This is a genomic window from Draconibacterium mangrovi (genome assembly GCF_010586825.1).
Lineage (GTDB): Bacteria > Bacteroidota > Bacteroidia > Bacteroidales > Prolixibacteraceae > Draconibacterium > Draconibacterium mangrovi.
This window is the reverse complement of the sequence record NZ_JAAAGB010000007.1, coordinates 146,158-162,034: the sequence shown is the minus strand read 5'-3', so window position 1 is coordinate 162,034 and position 15,877 is coordinate 146,158. Positions and strand designations below refer to the sequence as shown.

12 protein-coding genes are annotated in these 15,877 nt (G+C 41.9%); 8 read left to right on the top strand and 4 right to left on the bottom strand.

Translation table 11 applies throughout. The features are described 5' to 3' along the window. The first annotated feature begins 23 nt into the window (after positions 1-23). Entirely contained in the window at positions 24-2,873 is a 2,850-nt protein-coding gene (locus G4420_RS17185) for a PD-(D/E)XK nuclease family protein (RefSeq protein WP_163325169.1), read from the top strand. 70 nt (positions 2,874-2,943) lie between these two features. Here G4420_RS17185 and G4420_RS17180 read toward each other — a convergent pair whose 3' ends face one another. Continuing rightward, a complete protein-coding gene (locus G4420_RS17180) occupies positions 2,944-3,570 on the bottom strand; it encodes a DUF2817 domain-containing protein (protein WP_163325168.1) in 627 nt (208 codons plus the stop codon). Between the two features lie 3 nt (positions 3,571-3,573). Then, on the bottom strand, positions 3,574-4,266 hold the full coding sequence (gene trmD, locus G4420_RS17175; protein ID WP_163325167.1) for a tRNA (guanosine(37)-N1)-methyltransferase TrmD: 693 nt from the start codon (positions 4,264-4,266) through the stop codon (positions 3,574-3,576). 252 nt (positions 4,267-4,518) lie between these two features. Here trmD and G4420_RS17170 point away from each other — a divergent pair, with 252 nt between their 5' ends. Continuing rightward, positions 4,519-4,965 carry an Hsp20/alpha crystallin family protein gene (locus tag G4420_RS17170; RefSeq protein WP_163325166.1) on the top strand — a complete coding sequence of 149 codons (447 nt, stop codon included), beginning with the start codon at positions 4,519-4,521 and terminating at the stop codon, positions 4,963-4,965. Positions 4,966-5,175: 210 nt separating this feature from the next. On the opposite strand, the gene G4420_RS17165 is transcribed toward G4420_RS17170, so the two are convergent. Beyond that, the gene (locus G4420_RS17165) at positions 5,176-6,459 is read right to left on the bottom strand and encodes an outer membrane protein assembly factor BamB family protein (RefSeq protein ID WP_163325165.1); all 1,284 of its coding nucleotides are present in this window, start codon (positions 6,457-6,459) and stop codon (positions 5,176-5,178) included. A 59-nt stretch (positions 6,460-6,518) separates the two neighbouring features. Beyond that, positions 6,519-7,232, bottom strand: coding sequence for an XRE family transcriptional regulator (locus tag G4420_RS17160; RefSeq protein ID WP_163325164.1), 714 nt, complete (start codon positions 7,230-7,232; stop codon positions 6,519-6,521). Positions 7,233-7,504: 272 nt separating this feature from the next. On the opposite strand from G4420_RS17160, the gene dinB reads away from it, so the two are divergent. The 6 genes from dinB (at position 7,505) to G4420_RS23410 (ending at position 15,808) form a co-directional block, all read left to right on the top strand. Continuing rightward, positions 7,505-8,719, top strand: a complete 1,215-nt coding sequence (gene dinB, locus G4420_RS17155) for a DNA polymerase IV (RefSeq protein ID WP_163325163.1) — start codon at positions 7,505-7,507, stop codon at positions 8,717-8,719. Between the two features lie 193 nt (positions 8,720-8,912). Continuing rightward, positions 8,913-11,930, top strand: coding sequence for a DNA polymerase III subunit alpha (locus G4420_RS17150; RefSeq protein ID WP_163325162.1), 3,018 nt, complete (start codon positions 8,913-8,915; stop codon positions 11,928-11,930). Positions 11,931-12,246: 316 nt separating this feature from the next. Further along, a complete protein-coding gene (locus tag G4420_RS17145) occupies positions 12,247-13,287 on the top strand; it encodes a zinc-dependent alcohol dehydrogenase family protein (protein WP_163325161.1) in 1,041 nt (346 codons plus the stop codon). Between the two features lie 34 nt (positions 13,288-13,321). After that, positions 13,322-14,089: an amidohydrolase gene (locus G4420_RS17140; protein WP_163325160.1), complete on the top strand. Its 768-nt coding sequence runs from the start codon at positions 13,322-13,324 to the stop codon at positions 14,087-14,089. 240 nt (positions 14,090-14,329) lie between these two features. After that, on the top strand, positions 14,330-15,019 hold the full coding sequence (locus tag G4420_RS17135; protein ID WP_163325159.1) for an energy transducer TonB: 690 nt from the start codon (positions 14,330-14,332) through the stop codon (positions 15,017-15,019). Between the two features lie 33 nt (positions 15,020-15,052). After that, positions 15,053-15,808, top strand: a complete 756-nt coding sequence (locus G4420_RS23410; protein WP_163325158.1) for an energy transducer TonB — start codon at positions 15,053-15,055, stop codon at positions 15,806-15,808. The last annotated feature ends 69 nt before the right edge of the window (positions 15,809-15,877 follow it).

The window sequence follows — 15,877 nt, the reverse complement described above, 5'->3', positions numbered from 1 at the left end:
AGCCCTGAACGATGAACTGAAGTATGGAAAGATTTCTCTCGCAATGCGCTAAATTTATTTATCAAAAACATCAAAACGAGTTAAAAGATTTGTGTGTGGTTTTTCCTAACCGAAGAGCTGGCGTTTTTTTTACTCATTATTTGCAGAAAACTGTTGACGGAGCGGTGATTGGCCCCAATACAACAACGATAAATGAGTTAATGGCATCGTATTCTTCCGTGCAAAAAGGCGAGAAGCTGCAGTTGATTTCGTTGCTCTACGATGTGTTTCTTAAGCACACCAAAACCACTGAAACCTTTGATGAGTTCTACTTTTGGGGAGAAATTCTGCTGGCAGATTTTAATGATATCGATCGTTACCTGGTAAATGCCAAAGATCTGTTTACCAATGTTTCTGATCTGAAAGAAATAGAATCGGTGTTTGATTACCTCACCGACGAGCAGAAAAAAGCGCTTGAGCAGTTTTGGGGAAGTATGGCCGTTGTGGACAAAAAAGGTTTTAAGGAAAAATACATATCAATTTGGAATAAATTGTATCCTGTTTACCAGGATTTCAAAAAACAACTTGCCGATAAACAATTGGCTTACCCCGGAATGCAGGATCGGGAAGTGGCTGAAAATCTTGATGATGAAAAAAAGAGTTTCCCGTACAAAAAATATTATATCGTAGGCTTGAATGCGCTGAACGCCTGCGAAAAGCGATTCTTTAAACATCTGCAAAGTTTAGGAAAGGCTGAGTTTTTATGGGATTACGATGTGTCGTATCTCAACGATCAGCAAAATGAAGCCGGCCATTTCTTGAGAACAAACCTGGTGGAATTTCCGCAGCCTGAAGATTTTAAGCTGGACGTAACATGTTTTAATCATCGGAAAAATATGAAAATGGTTGCTGTTTCGTCGGTTTACGGGCAGGCGCAACAGATTCCTAATTTTCTGGATGAAACAAAAAAGTCGTACAAAAAAGAGTTTGACAATACCGCGATTGTGCTTGCCGATGAAAGTCTGCTGTTTTCAGCGCTGGGTGCCGTGCCGGCGAATATCGATAAGGTAAATGTTACGATGGGGTATTCGGTGCGAAATTCGGTGGTTTACGGCTTTTTAATGTTGCTGGTAACGCTGCTGAAAAACAAACGAAAAGAAGGTGATAATTTTGTGGTCTATTACCGTTATGTAACCGATGTTTTAAATCATCAGTTGTTGGGCGATACCGCGAGTGAGGCTGCAAAGGCATATATTAACCAATTAAAAAATTACAACCGAATTACGGTGCCACTTGCCGAGATTGATTTCTCTCCATTGCACAAACAAATATTTACGCTTCCGGAAAAAACCGCAGATTACAGTTCGTATTTCTTAAATGTGCTTGCCGCATTTTATGGTCATTTAAAAGATACTGAAATTGACAATGCCATGCTTTTGGAGTTGATTTATTCCATTTATCAGTCCATTGAAAAGCTAAAAGCCGTTGTTGATGACGTATTGAGCGAACAGCAGCGCGAAATTAGTGAGGCCGTTTATTTCCGATTGTTTTCACAGTATCTCGGGCAGGTTTCGGTAGCTTTTGAAGGCGAACCGTTAAGTGGGATGCAGGTGATGGGAATTTTGGAAACCCGCTGTCTGGATTTTGAAAACCTGATCATTCTTGGATTGAACGAAAATAAATGGCCACGAAAATTCACAGCACCGTCGTTTATTCCTTTTAATATTCGTTTGGGATTTGGATTACCGGGTATCGATGAACAGGATGCCATGTATGCCTATTATTTTTATCGTCTTGTTCAGCGTGCCAAAAATATAACAGCTACCTACAGTGTTGTGAAAGAGGGCATTGGCACAGGAGAGTTAAGTCGTTACGGTTACCAGTTGCAATACGATTCGATGCATAAGCCTGAGATGTTAAACCTCGATTTTTCGTTTTCGAATGATCCGGTAGAGGAGATTCGCATAAAAAGTTCGAAAGAAGTTGTGGCGAAATTGCTGGCCAATAATTCGGAGGATCACCCGCTTTCCCCAAGTGCGATAAATACATACCTGAATTGTAAGTTGAAATTTTACTATCAGTATGTGGTTCGTTTACCGGAGCCTGAGGAAGTGAAAGAAGAAATTGACGGCGTTGTTTTTGGTAATATATTTCACGATACGCTGGAAGAGCTGTATAAGCCTTACATAGGTAGGGTTGTTGAAAAAAGTAATATCGAGAAAATTCAAAAAGACCGTGTGTGGCTGGAGAACGAGGTGACCAAACAGATTGCCATTCACTATTTGAAAAAGAAACTTCCGCTAAAAGGCGAAATTAAGCTGGAAGGTAAAACCTTGCTGATTTTCGAGAATGCCATAACCTATTTACGTCAGCTCTTAAAAATTGACAAGGAAATGGCTCCATTTACTGTTGTTAGTTTGGAGCAGCGCTACAAACGTTGGATACAAGCCGGCGATAATAAAATATGTGTTGGAGGAATGATCGACCGTGTTGACCGTGCTGATGGCGTGACCCGGGTGCTCGATTATAAAACCGGAAATGTAAAAACAACGCGTTTTAAAGCGGTTGACGAGCTGTTTGAAAGAGATGCAAAAGAGCCGAAAAAGGAGATTTTGCAGGCTCTGATTTATTCGTGGGGATTAGCAACCGAAACCAATGGCGCAGAAATTCAGGCGGCTATTTACCCTTTGCGCAGTTTATTTGCCGAGAATTTTACGGCGGCAGTACAAATGAATTACAAAGACTTTTTCTTTGACGAAGTAGCTGAAGAATTTGAAGAAGAATTGGCCGGTTTGGTTTCCGAAATCTTTTCAGAAGACAATGAGTTTGCGCAGACTGAGCACGATAAAAAGTGCGAGTATTGTGCTTATCGCGGAATTTGCAGAAGGTATTGAGAAGTTTGAAGACCGAAGTACGAAGCTTGAAGAGATAGAAGTCCTGAAAACTGTTTACTGAGACTGTAAACTAATAAACGGCCAGCCAGTCAAAAATCTTTTCTGTTTTAGTATAGATGCTTTCGTAAGCTTCTTCATCGTCGTATTCAAGAGTGATGGTAGGTATGTTGCGTTCAACACCGCAGTAAGTGCCAAACGATCCGGGAGTAGGGTATCCCAAGTCTGCAATTACCGGATAATCACAAAAATCCGAAATTTTCTCCGCCAGTTCTTTTGCCGGGCCATCGTAATTCACACATTTTAATGGTGCATGGAGTGTAAGTATTATCTCCGGTTTTACTTCTTCAAGTAAATCGATCATTTGCTGAGTTACGATTTCCGAAGCTGGTTGTTTTCCTGAGTAGTTCTCATCTTTCTCGGTTTCAATCCAGTTTTTTGTTGGGTAGTTGCGGTTTAAATCCACTCCATTATGGTTTCCGCGCACACCTCGTTCTTTGCCCCATGGATTCAGACAAGGAATAAAATTTAAGTGGTTATTGATATTTTCAAAGTTAGCATTCTCGAGATATCTCCTGATCACATATTCGCCCTGAGGTTCTTCGCCATGAAAAACACCAATTATTAGTATTGTTTTAGCGGTTGTTTGTTTCGAGGGTTTCTTAATTAATTCGATTGTGTTGGTTGTTGTATTGCTCATCGTTTATTCTTCTCCAAGATACTTTTTGTAAAGATCGGGGCGTAACTTTTTAGTACGTTCAATGGCCTGATCGTGTTTCCAGTCATCAACCAGTTTGTCGTTTCCACTAAGCAAAACTTCCGGTACTTTCATTCCCTTATATTCAGCCGGACGTGTATAAACCGGCGGACTTAACAGGTGATCCTGGAATGAGTCGGTAAGGGCAGATGTTTCGTCGGAAAGTACTCCTGGTAAAAGGCGAACAACAGCATCGGTTATTATTGCTGCGGCAAGTTCGCCACCGGTTAGTACAAAATCTCCAACCGATATTTCTTTTGTAATATAGGTGTCCCGAATTCGCTGGTCGATACCTTTATAATGTCCGCAAAGAATGATTAAATTTTGCTTTAGCGAGAGTTTATTGGCTTCCTGTTGATCGAAAACTCCTCCATCAGGTGTTGTGAAAATTATCTCATCATAATCGCGTTCGGCTTTTAATGTCTCAATCGCTTTTTCAATAGGTTGAATGGCCATTACCATGCCTGCGCCCTTGCCAAACGAATAGTCGTCAACTCGTCGGTGTTTGTCTTCCGAATAATCGCGTAAATTATGAATATGTATTTCTGCCAGCCCTTTATCCTGTGCCCGCTTAATGATTGAATGACTAAACGGACTTTCAATAATTTCCGGCAAAACTGTTATAATATCAATCCTCATTTCTGGAAAAATTTTGCGCAAAGGTAACAATATTTTCAGCTTTGATTGCGGTTGGTTATATATCCATAAAACTACATATTCTGCCATATTTGCATTATAAAATCATCAAAACGGTCACTATGGCATTATTTCAGAGATCGAAAATGACAAGACAGGTAGGAAAAGTTTGTTGGAACAGGAATTGATTTATGGCATGCAGTAATTTGAAAACAAAATTTTAAACAAGAATTTAAAATATTAGGAGGAAAAGTCATGAATTTAGTAAGATTTGAAAACCCACGTTACAACGTAAACAGAACTTTAGTTGATGAATTATTCAACAATTTCCTGAGAAACGATTACCACGAAAACTATGTGAATAAATGTGGTGCATCGCCTGCAACCAACATTTTTGAAACAGAAAAAGAATTTAAGATCGAAGTATTGTTGCCAGGTTTCGTAAAAGAGGATCTTCAGCTAAATGTTCTCAAAAATGTATTGACCGTTAAGGTTGAGAAAGAAGAAAAGGAAAACGACGAGGGTTATAAATATGCACACCGCGAGTTTGGTACAAAAAATTTCGAAAAGAAATATCGTTTGCCAAAATCGGTTGATGCTGAAAAGATTAGCGCAAAATTTGAAAATGGAATTTTAAGCATTGAACTTCCGAAAAAGGAAGAAGCGCTTGAAAAAGAGCCCGTTGAAATTAAAGTTTCATAATTGTTTTAGAGAGTAAGGTTATAACGCAGAAGCCTGTTTTTGTTGAAATACGAAAGCAGGCTTTTTTTTATGCCGCTGATTTTCGGTTTACCATGTTGTTAGTCATAAGGTTTCACCGGTTGTTCTTTTACTTTTTGCAATATCAAACAAAAATGGCGGGAACTTGAATTGATAAGTTTCCGCCATTTTTTTATAGTATGGTCTATCTAATTATTCCTCAAAACAATACAAACTTTCAAATCCTCTTAATATAAGTTGGTTATCAACAAATACCGGCGATGCATGGAAGTCGTCATCCAGTTCGTTTGAAGCCAGGATTTCAAAATCCTCACCGGCTTTTACAACTAAGCAGATTCCTTTTGCGGCAATGTAAATTTTGCCATCGGCCCCCGAAGGAGATGAAAAAATTGTGCTTATTCCTTCCAGTCTTTCTTTGGAGTAAAGAACACTTCCGTCTTTTGCATCAAGGCAGGTCATCACTCCATTGTTTGCACGCAAAAAGTAAAGTTTTCCATCCATTAGCAGCGCACATGGCGTATAGGGTGTATCCTGGTTATATTCCCATATTATTGCGTCAGTTCCGGTGATATCGCCATTGGCTTTTGTTAAATCAATTGCCTGCAAAGCTGCTCCTCTAAAGCCACTTGTTACATACAGCATGTTATTTTCAACCATTGGTACCGGTATTACATTGCCGGTCATTCCGGTTGACGACCATAAAACGTTTCCGTTCTCATAATCGTAGCTCCGAATTGCTGTTGTTGCACTGGTTATAACCTGAGTTTTTCCGTTGGCCTCAACAACAAAAGGTGTCGACCAGCTGGTGGGTTCGTCGCGTTCCATTTTCCAAATGTCGTTCCCGGTTTTTTTATCAACACAATATATCCATGAGTCACCTTCGTGGTCCCATTGCACAAAAAGCCTGTCTTTGTAAAGGTATGGCGATGCACCATCGCCAAAGTTCATGCGCTTTTCCATTGTTCCGAAATCGCGTTTCCAGATAATATTCCCTTCGAAATCAAGGCAGTACAGTCCAAACGATCCGAAGTAGGCATAAATCATTTCGCCATCGGTACAGGGTGAATTCGAGGCCCAGCTGCTTAATTCATGAATTTTGCCTTGGGGAAGATCGGTGGCAACCGTTTTTTCCCAGATGATGCTACCATCGTTTCGGTTCACCAGAATTACGTTAAAGTTGTGGTCTACATTGGGTGACACTTGCGGATCGGCAGACGAATCAGTTGGAACAGCTGTTAAAATTATGATCTTGTCCTCGTAAACAATTGGTGTAGCGTTTCCTCTGCCATGTATTGCGGTTTTCCATTTCAGGTTTTTGGTTTCACTGAAATCAACCGGGGGATTTGCTTTTACAGCCACGCCGTTGCCCAGCGGGCCGCGCCATTGCATCCAGTTATCGTCGGCCTGGTTTTGTGCCTTACCTGTTGAAACAGCAAAAAGAAAAAGAAGAGAAAATAGAATGAACTGAGATTTCATGGTAAAAATTTTTGGTTTATTTTGATTTTGACTGAAAATACACTTTTTAGTTTAAAACCCTAATCGCTTTCTACTTCAAAACTGTTTACGGTTTCAAATTGCCAGATTTCCATCACCTGCGAAACCGCAATTTCGTAAGGCGAATAATTTCGGGTTAACGAAACCAGTAAGAATTTTTTGTCTTTTAATCGTTTGTAAACCAGCTTAAAAACTACACCATCATCCTGAGTTACAACAATGCAGGCTTTGCCATCTTTAATGTTGGTCCAGTCTTCGGTAAACGAACAGGTTACCCACGAGCCTTCTTTTATGGGCAGCATCGAATCGCCCTGAATTTGGAAAGTGCGGTAAGTTTTGTCTTCCGGTAGAAACGGGAGTCTGAATTTGGGTAACGACGCAATAAAATCCAAATCGCCGTAACTGTTGGTATAACCGGCCTGTGCTTTTACCGGAACCATTTCAATGTTTTCTTTTCCCTCTTTATCCACAGAGATTGTCAGTAGCCGGAGCTTTCGTCCGGTAACATCTACATCGAATCCTTTTTCTATTTGCGAAAGTTGTTCTTCCGACAAAACTTCCAGCCGGTATTTTATCAGTGCATCGAGCGATACATTAAAGTACTCCGATATTTTTATCAGCACCGGAAAAGGCGGCTGCACATTTTTTTCGTATCCGGAAAGGGTAGTACGCGTTAATCCCAGCTCGGTTGCCAGGTCCATTTGCGATCTTTTGCGCCGTTTACGTAGGAATTTTAGATTGTTTGCGAAATGCATAGTTTATTGTTTTTAGTATGGATTGAAGATTGCTTCAGTCGTCGTGTCGACTCCTTCGCAATGACTCTGTAAATCAGAACGGAGGGTAGTTTGGGCGCGGTAAGCCGCGCCCAAACTACCTATGTAATATATAAATTACGTCATTGCGAACCGACGCAGGAGGTGACGCAATCTTTCTTCCGTCTCCCGACTTCGGTCTTCAGACTTTTATTTCCAAATATAATAAAAAATGACTAAATTATAGTCCTAAAATTGACGAAAATATCGACATTTTGAATCGGAATATTGTACATATTGATCTGGACACCTTTTTTGTGTCGTGTGAAAGGCTGATGAACCGCGAGTTGATCGGCAAACCGGTGTTGGTTGGAGGTACCAGTGGACGGGGAGTGGTGGCGGCCTGCAGCTACGAGGCGCGACAATACGGTGTACATTCGGCCATGCCCATGCAAATGGCGCGCCGGCTTTGCCCCGAGGCCATTGTGGTAAAAGGAAACAGCTCCATTTACAGCAAATTCTCCGATGAGATAACGGATATTATTAAAGAAGAAGCACCGCTTTACGAAAAATCATCCATCGACGAGTTTTATATCGATGTAAGCGGAATGGATAAATTTTACGGCTGCTACAAGTGGGCACAGGAATTGCGCCAGCGCATTATCGACCAAACACATTTACCCATTTCTTTTGGACTGTCGACCAATAAAACGGTGTCGAAAGTAGCTACTGGCGAGATAAAACCCAATGGTTTCCAGCAAATTGAATACGGGCATGAAAAAGAGTTTCTGGCGCCGCTGCCGGTGAAAAAAATCCCGATGGTGGGCGATCAGACTTACAAAATGCTGCTGAGCATGGGAATCCGTTATGTGAAAACCATCCAGAAGATGCCTATCGAACTGATGGACAAAGTGATGGGAAAGAACGGAATTGTGCTGTGGAAAAAGGCGCAGGGAATCGATAATTCGTTGGTAGAACCTTATCACGAGCGGAAATCCATTTCGTCGTCGCTTACTTTTGAGAAAGATACCATTGATGTGCAGGCGCTGAAAAACCTGCTGCTGGCCATGGCCGAAAAACTGGCTTTTTACCTGCGCAACGGAAACAAGCTTACGTCGTGTGTTACGGTAACCGTGCGTTATTCCGATTTTGATACCCGCACCCGGCAAAAGCGCATTCCGTACACTTCGCTCGATCATACGCTTATTCAAACCACCATGGAACTTTTCGATCAGTTGTACACGCGTCGGGTTTTGGTGCGGCTGGTGGGCGTGCGTTTCAGTCATTTGGTGGGCGGAAGTTACCAGATGAAATTGTTTGAAGACGATACCAAACTGATAAACCTGTACCAGCGCATGGATAAGATCCGGAATCGTTTTGGGCAAAATGCCGTGCAACGTGCCTCAACCATGGGAACACGTGGTATCGGACAAATGACAAACCCGTTTAACGGCCTGCCACCGGTAATTCCGGCACGCAGGAGGATGTAAATTGAGTAGGAGTGATGAAGATTGAATTAGATTGAAATGATTGATGTTGGGAACAAGTACCCTTCGACTACGCTCAGGGTGGCACTGGCTGATTTTGCATACTGCTATTTTGCCAATTGCCTATTTTTTTGGGATTAGATTGATTCTTGAAGCTTGCGGCTTGAAACTAATAGCTAAAAACTCGTAACTAAAAATGCTACTAAATTGCCATACCTATTACAGCTACAAATTCGGTACGCTTTCTATCGATGAGTTGATTGATGAAGCTACCGGGAAAGGTTACAATTCGCTGGTGTTGACCGATATCAATAATACTTCGGCAATCATCGATTTTATCCGTCGTTGCGAAGGAAAAGATCTGCGTCCGGTTGCGGGCATCGATTTCAGGAACGGAGCACAGCAACAATACATTGGCATTGCCCAAAACAACAATGGTTTTCAGAAGCTGAACGAGCACCTGACGATGCATTTGCACGAGGAGGCTGATTTTGCGGAACGAGCTCCTGAAATGGAGGACGTGTATTTTATTTATCCGGTAGGAAAAGTACATCCAAAACTGTTGCGCGCGAATGAATTTATCGGTGTAAAACCAACGCAGATCAGCAAAATATTTGGCGACCTGCGCAACCACCGGGAAAAACTGCTTGTGTTACAGCCGGTAACTTTTCGCAATAAACGTGATTTTAATATCCACCGGCTTTTGCGTACGATGGACAATAATATGTTGCTAAGTCGCCTACCCAAAAGCGAAGAAGCGAGTCCGGATGAGATTATGTTTCCGCAGGAAAAAATCAGGGACGTATTTCGCGATTTTCCGGATATTATTGAGAATACGCAGCGTCTGATTAACAGTTGTTCCATTCATTTTACCTTCAAAAAAGCCAAAAACAAAAAGTGTTTTACCAACTCGCCCGAAGAGGATTTCGAATTATTGACAAAGCTGGCGAACGAAGGGTTGAGATATCGTTTTAGCAATCCTTCGGATGCCGTGGTTGCACGAATGGAGAAAGAACTGGCCGTGATAAGGCAGATGGATTTTGCCTCGTATTTTCTTATCAATTGGGACCTGGTGGAGTACGCCCGCCGCGAAGGTTGTTACTATGTGGGGCGGGGAAGTGGCGCCAACAGTATGGTGGCTTACCTGCTTCGTATTACCGATGTCGATCCAATTGAACTGGACCTGTATTTCGAGCGTTTTATTAATCCTTCGCGGCAAAGTCCGCCTGATTTTGACATTGATTTTGCTTCGCGCGACCGCGATCATATTACGCGCTACATTTTCGACCGGCATGGCTGGGATCACACAGCGCTGGTGGGAACTTACATTACATTTCAGTACAAATCGGTAGTTCGCGAGTTGGGAAAGGTTTTTGGTTTGCCAACGCACGAAATTGAAAAACTGCAAAAGCTAAATAGTCTTAATGGTATAGATGATATTGGTCGCCTGGTGTTGCAGTACAGCAAACTCATTCATGGTTTTCCGAGTCATTTGAGTGTGCACTCCAGCGGGATACTGATCTCTGATGAGTCCGTTAGCGCATATTCAGCAACTATTATGCCGCCCAAAGGTTTTCCGACAGTACATTTTAGTATGCTTGAAGCCGAAGACATTGGTTTTGCCAAGTTCGATATTCTGGGACAGCGTGGTTTGAGTAAAATTCAGGATGCCATTCAGTTGGTACAGGAAAATGCAGGTGCTGAAATTGACATTCACGACCTAAAAACGTTTAAGGAAGATCCACAAATAAAAGAGCTCCTGAAGCGTGGAAATACCATCGGGTGTTTTTATGTGGAATCGCCGGCCATGCGCATGTTGTTGACTAAACTGGAGGCCGACGATTACCTGCGTTTGGTGGCAGCCAGTTCGATTATTCGCCCGGGTGTGGCACAAAGCGGAATGATGCGCGAGTACATTCTGCGTTACCGCGATCGTAGTCGTTGTGTGGCTGCCAAAGCCGAGGCTCCGGAACTTTACCAACTACTGGAAGAAACCTACGGCGTTATGGTTTATCAGGAAGATGTGATAAAAGTGGCGCATTTGTTTGCAGGTCTCACGCTGGCCGAATCGGACATTTTGCGGCGTGGCATGTCGTGGAAATTCAAACAACGCAACGAGTTTGGAAAGATCAAGGATAAATTCTTCTCCAACTGTGCAGAACGCGGTTATGCCCACGATTTGGTAAAACGGGTATGGGAGCAGATCGAGAGTTTTGCCAATTACGCTTTTTCCAAGGGGCACTCGGCATCGTATGCGGTAGAGAGTTTTCAGGCACTGTTTATAAAGGCCTACTATCCGCTGGAATATATTGTGGCAACCATCAATAACGGCGGTGGTTTTTACCGCACCGAATTGTATGTGCACGAGGCACGCATGCACGGGGCAACGATTTTTCCGCCCAGTGTTAACCGCAGCGAAATGCAGACCGTGATTGATGGAAAAGTGATTCATCTTGGCCTGGGATTTTTAAAAAGCATGGAAACGAATACGATAAATGCGGTTTTGAACGAGCGTTACCGTGGTGGTTATTATCACAGTTTACAGGATTTTCTGGAGCGTGTACCCATTTCGCTGGAGCAGCTGAGTATTTTGATCCGGATTGGCGCTTTTAATTTTACCCGCAAATCGAAAAAGGAATTACTGTGGAATGCACATTTTATTCTGTCGAAATCGAAAAAAACGGCGCCCGAGCGTACTTTATTCAAGCAGGAAGTAAAGGAGTTTAAAATCCCGGAGTTGTACTATCATCCGTTGGAAAATGCTTACGATGAAATTGAACTGCTGGGATTCCCGGTTACCTGTTCGCCTTTTCATTTACTGGAAAATATGCAGTTACCGCCAACCACTACTGCCGATCTGGCCTTTCTGATTAACCAGAACGTGGCAATTGTAGGAAGCCTGGTACATGTAAAACGTACCCGCACCAACGATGGCAAAACCATGAGTTTTGGTGTGTTCATCGATTTTAAAGGGCACTGGATCGATACGGTGCAGTTTCCGGATGTTGCTGTTCGTTTCCCGTTTTCGGGTGGAGGCTGCTACCTGATAAAAGGAAAAGTGGTGGAAGAATTTGGCTTTCTCAGTATTGAAGCCACCCAAATCTACCGTTTGCCCAACGAAAATATGGAAGAACCGTCAACACGGTTAAAGGCACCGGATAAAAGTAAGTTGCTGCAGGCTCATGTTGCCGAAGATTCCAAATTGTTGAATTGAAAAACTGATAAATTGTATTGAGTCCGAATAATTTTGCGCCATGCTTTAGCTTGGCGAAAATAATTAGCAGAACAAATTGGCTTTAGCCTTTAAAATGATTAACGGCTAAAGCCATTTTCATGGCATCTACTATTCACCGCACTAAAGTACGGTGCAAAATCACAAAGACTTTTATAGATATCCTTTCCATTTCAAATTACTTCTAACTACATTTGAGTTCGTCAAGATATTGTGAAACTTAAAAAATAGGAAAGATTGATTTGGGAGTTGGGGACTTTTCTTCAGACTTCTGTCTTTGGTCTTCCGGCTAATTAAAATGAAGGCTGTTTATTACGAAGAATTTCAGGGAAAAGTTGATGTCAGAGAAGTTCCCAATCCAACAGTTTCTCCCGATAGTGTGATAATAAAAGTGGAAGCCACCGGGCTTTGTCGCAGCGACTGGCACGGTTGGATGGGGCACGATCCGGATATTGTTTTGCCACATGTTCCCGGTCATGAGTTAGCAGGAACAGTTGCCGAAATAGGAGCAGAAATCAAAAACTATAAAGTTGGCGACCGCGTTACGGTTCCCTTTGTTAGTGGTTGTGGCTGTTGTCCCGAATGCCAGACAGGTAATCAGCAAGTTTGCGATAATCAGTTTCAACCGGGGTTTACTGCATGGGGATCGTTTGCGGAGTATGTGGAAATAAAATATGCAGATATCAACCTGGTGCATTTGCCCGATGAGATTGATTTTGTAACAGCTGCCAGCCTGGGATGCCGGTTTATCACCTCGTTTCGTGCGGTTATCGACCAGGGGAAAGTTACAGCCGGACAATGGGTGGCCGTGCATGGTTGTGGGGGAGTCGGTTTATCGGCCATAAATATTGCATCGGGTGCAGGCGCCAATGTAATTGCCGTTGATATTGATGATACAAAATTGCAACTGGCTAAAAAGTTAGGCGCAAACATTCTGATCAACGCAAAAGAAACGCATGCTGTTCCGGCCGAAATTATGAAAGTTACCGGTCGAGGTGCACATCTTTCCATCGATGCGCTGGGCAGCCAGGAAACCTGTTTTAATTCGATTTCCTGTTTGCGAAAACGGGGAAAACATGTGCAGGTTGGTTTAACAACTGCCGATCATAGACACCCAAAAGTGCCTATGGATAAAGTAGTGGCTCACGAAATTGAAATTCTTGGAAGCCACGGTATGCAGGCCTTTCGTTACAATGCTGTTTTCGAAATGATAAAAGCAGGCAAGGTACATCCTGAACTCATGCTGGGTAAAACCATTTCGCTGGAAGAAGCACCTGAGGCTCTGGTGAATATGAACAAATTTGAAAATCTGGGAGTTACTGTGATTGATAAATTCTAATCTGCGCTTATCCGCGTAATCTGCGAGAAACAAAATGGAAAACCTAAAAATTACCGTCATACAACCCGATATTATCTGGGAAGATCCACAGACAAACCTGAAAAAATATTCGGGATGGTTTGATAAGATTAACGAGACAGACGTGATCATACTTCCTGAAATGTTTACCACCGGTTTTTCGATGCAGCCTAAAAAGTTAAAGGAGCCGATGGATGGGCCGTCAGCTAGATGGATGCAGCAAGTAGCTGCGGATAAAAATGCGGCAGTGGTTGGAAGTCTGATCATTGAAGATGATAGAAAGTTTTATAACCGTGCGTTTTGGGTATTTCCTGACGGTAAATTTGAAACGTACGATAAACGCCATTTGTACAGCATGGGGCAGGAGCATTTGCATTATACACCCGGAAAAGACAAATTAATCGTCGAATACAAAGGCTGGAAATTCTGTCCACAAATTTGTTACGACCTCCGTTTTCCGGTATTTACGCGAAACCTGGAAGATTACGATGTTGTATTTTTTATGGCTAATTGGCCATCGCCACGTCATCATGTTTGGAAAAACCTGCTCATTTCAAGAGCTATTGAAAATCAGGCCTATTGTTTTGGTGTTAACCGTGTTGGAACGGATGGTACCGGTTTAAAATATCTCGGCGATTCGTCTTGTATTTCTCCTAAAGGAATTGGAGAATTTATTGGAGAAAATGAAGCGCTTAAAACTTTTGAAATTTCCTACTCCGAATTACACAATTTCAGACAAAAATTCCCATTACTTTCTGACCGGGATAACTTTGAAATCCTGTAAAAGACATTTTGTTGAAAAACTCTCATTGACTATATAACTAAAAAAGTAGTTATATAACTATCATCAATACAGCTATATGGAATTTTGTATTTTAAATAACTAAATATTTAGTTTGAAAACTAAAATATTAGTTATATGTTTGTTCAAGTAACGGATAACTGAAAAATGGCCATACAAAAGATGTTGTTTTTACTATTAATGAACGGTAAACTTTAGAGTAATAACAAAAATCTGATGATTATGGAATGTAAAAAAACACAGAGAGCAGATCTGGAAGGAAAACGAAACACCTTCTTTTTAGTTGGTTTAGTAGTTGCGCTGGGAACCATGTTACTGGCTTTTGAATGGACAACGTCCCCCAAAAAAGCCGATTCTCTGGGAATGATTCAATCGCTTGAGATAGAGGAAGAAATTATTCCCATAACACGAGAGCCCGAGGTGAAACCACCGCCGCCACCGCCACCTCCAAAAGTAATTGAGGTGCTAAATATTGTTGATGATGATATTGAAATTGAAGATGAATTGGTGATTGAAGACACCGAGGCTGATGACGAAACCATTATTGAGGTGCAACCAATAGTGGAAAGTATGGATGAAGAAGAAGAGGCCGTTGATGAAATATTTGTGATTGTGGAAGAGTCTCCGGAATTTCCGGGCGGTACCAAAGCCTTGTACCAGTACATCAATTCGCATGTACATTATCCGGTAATAGCACAGGAAAACGGAATACAGGGAAAAGTATATGTAAAATTTGTAGTAGACGAAAACGGAAAAGTAAATAATGCAGAAGTGCTGCGACCTGTAGATGCCTCGCTGGATAAAGAAGCACTGCGCGTAATAAACAGCCTGCCTCGTTTTAAACCTGGTAAACAACGCGGTAAACCTGTTAAAGTATACTACAATGCACAAATAACATTTAAGCTGCAGTAAGCAATATTAAATTAACCACTAATAAAAAGAATTATGAGAAAATTTGTTTTAATTATCTTGGGTTTGATGCTGACAATGAGCGTCTTTGCCCAGGAGGACAATAAGGAAAAAGGCGTATTTCAAGTTGTTGATGATATGCCCGAATATCCGGGAGGAGAGGAGGCTCTTCGCAATGACATTGCATCATTGGTAAAATACCCCGTTGCTGCTAAAGAGAATGGTATACAAGGTAAAGTATACATTACTTTTGTAGTTAGTGAATTGGGTAAAATAGAAGGGGCAAAAGTAGCAAGGGGTGTTGATCCTTCGCTCGATAAAGAGGCTTTGCGGGTTATGAATGCACTAAACAAAACCTGGAAGCCCGGTAAACAAAAAGGTGTTGCTGTAAAGGTAAGTTACACAGTACCCATTAACTTTGCGCTTGACAAACAGGCAGCAAAAGAGAAAAAGAACTCCTATGGAGAAGGCGCTAACGAAGTATTCTTTGTAGTAGAAGACATGCCCGAATTTCCGGGTGGCGACGAAGCTTTACGAAAATACATTGCCAATGCGCTAAGCTATCCAGAGGATGCCAAAAAGAATGAAATTGCAGGTAAAGTATACATCTCTTTTGTTGTTGAAAAAGACGGCTCGGTCGGAGATGTTAAAGTTGCGCGCGGAGTTGATCCGTCGTTGGATAAAGAAGCACTTCGGGTGGTAAAAGCTTTACCCATGTGGAAACCTGGAAAACAACGTGGCGAACCTGTTCGTGTTCAGTATACTGTTCCAATTAATTTCGCCTTAAATTAAAGCACTATTTTTAAACTGTACCTAAAAGAATAGTTTTTTAACTAAATTTTTAGGTACAGTTTTTGTAGT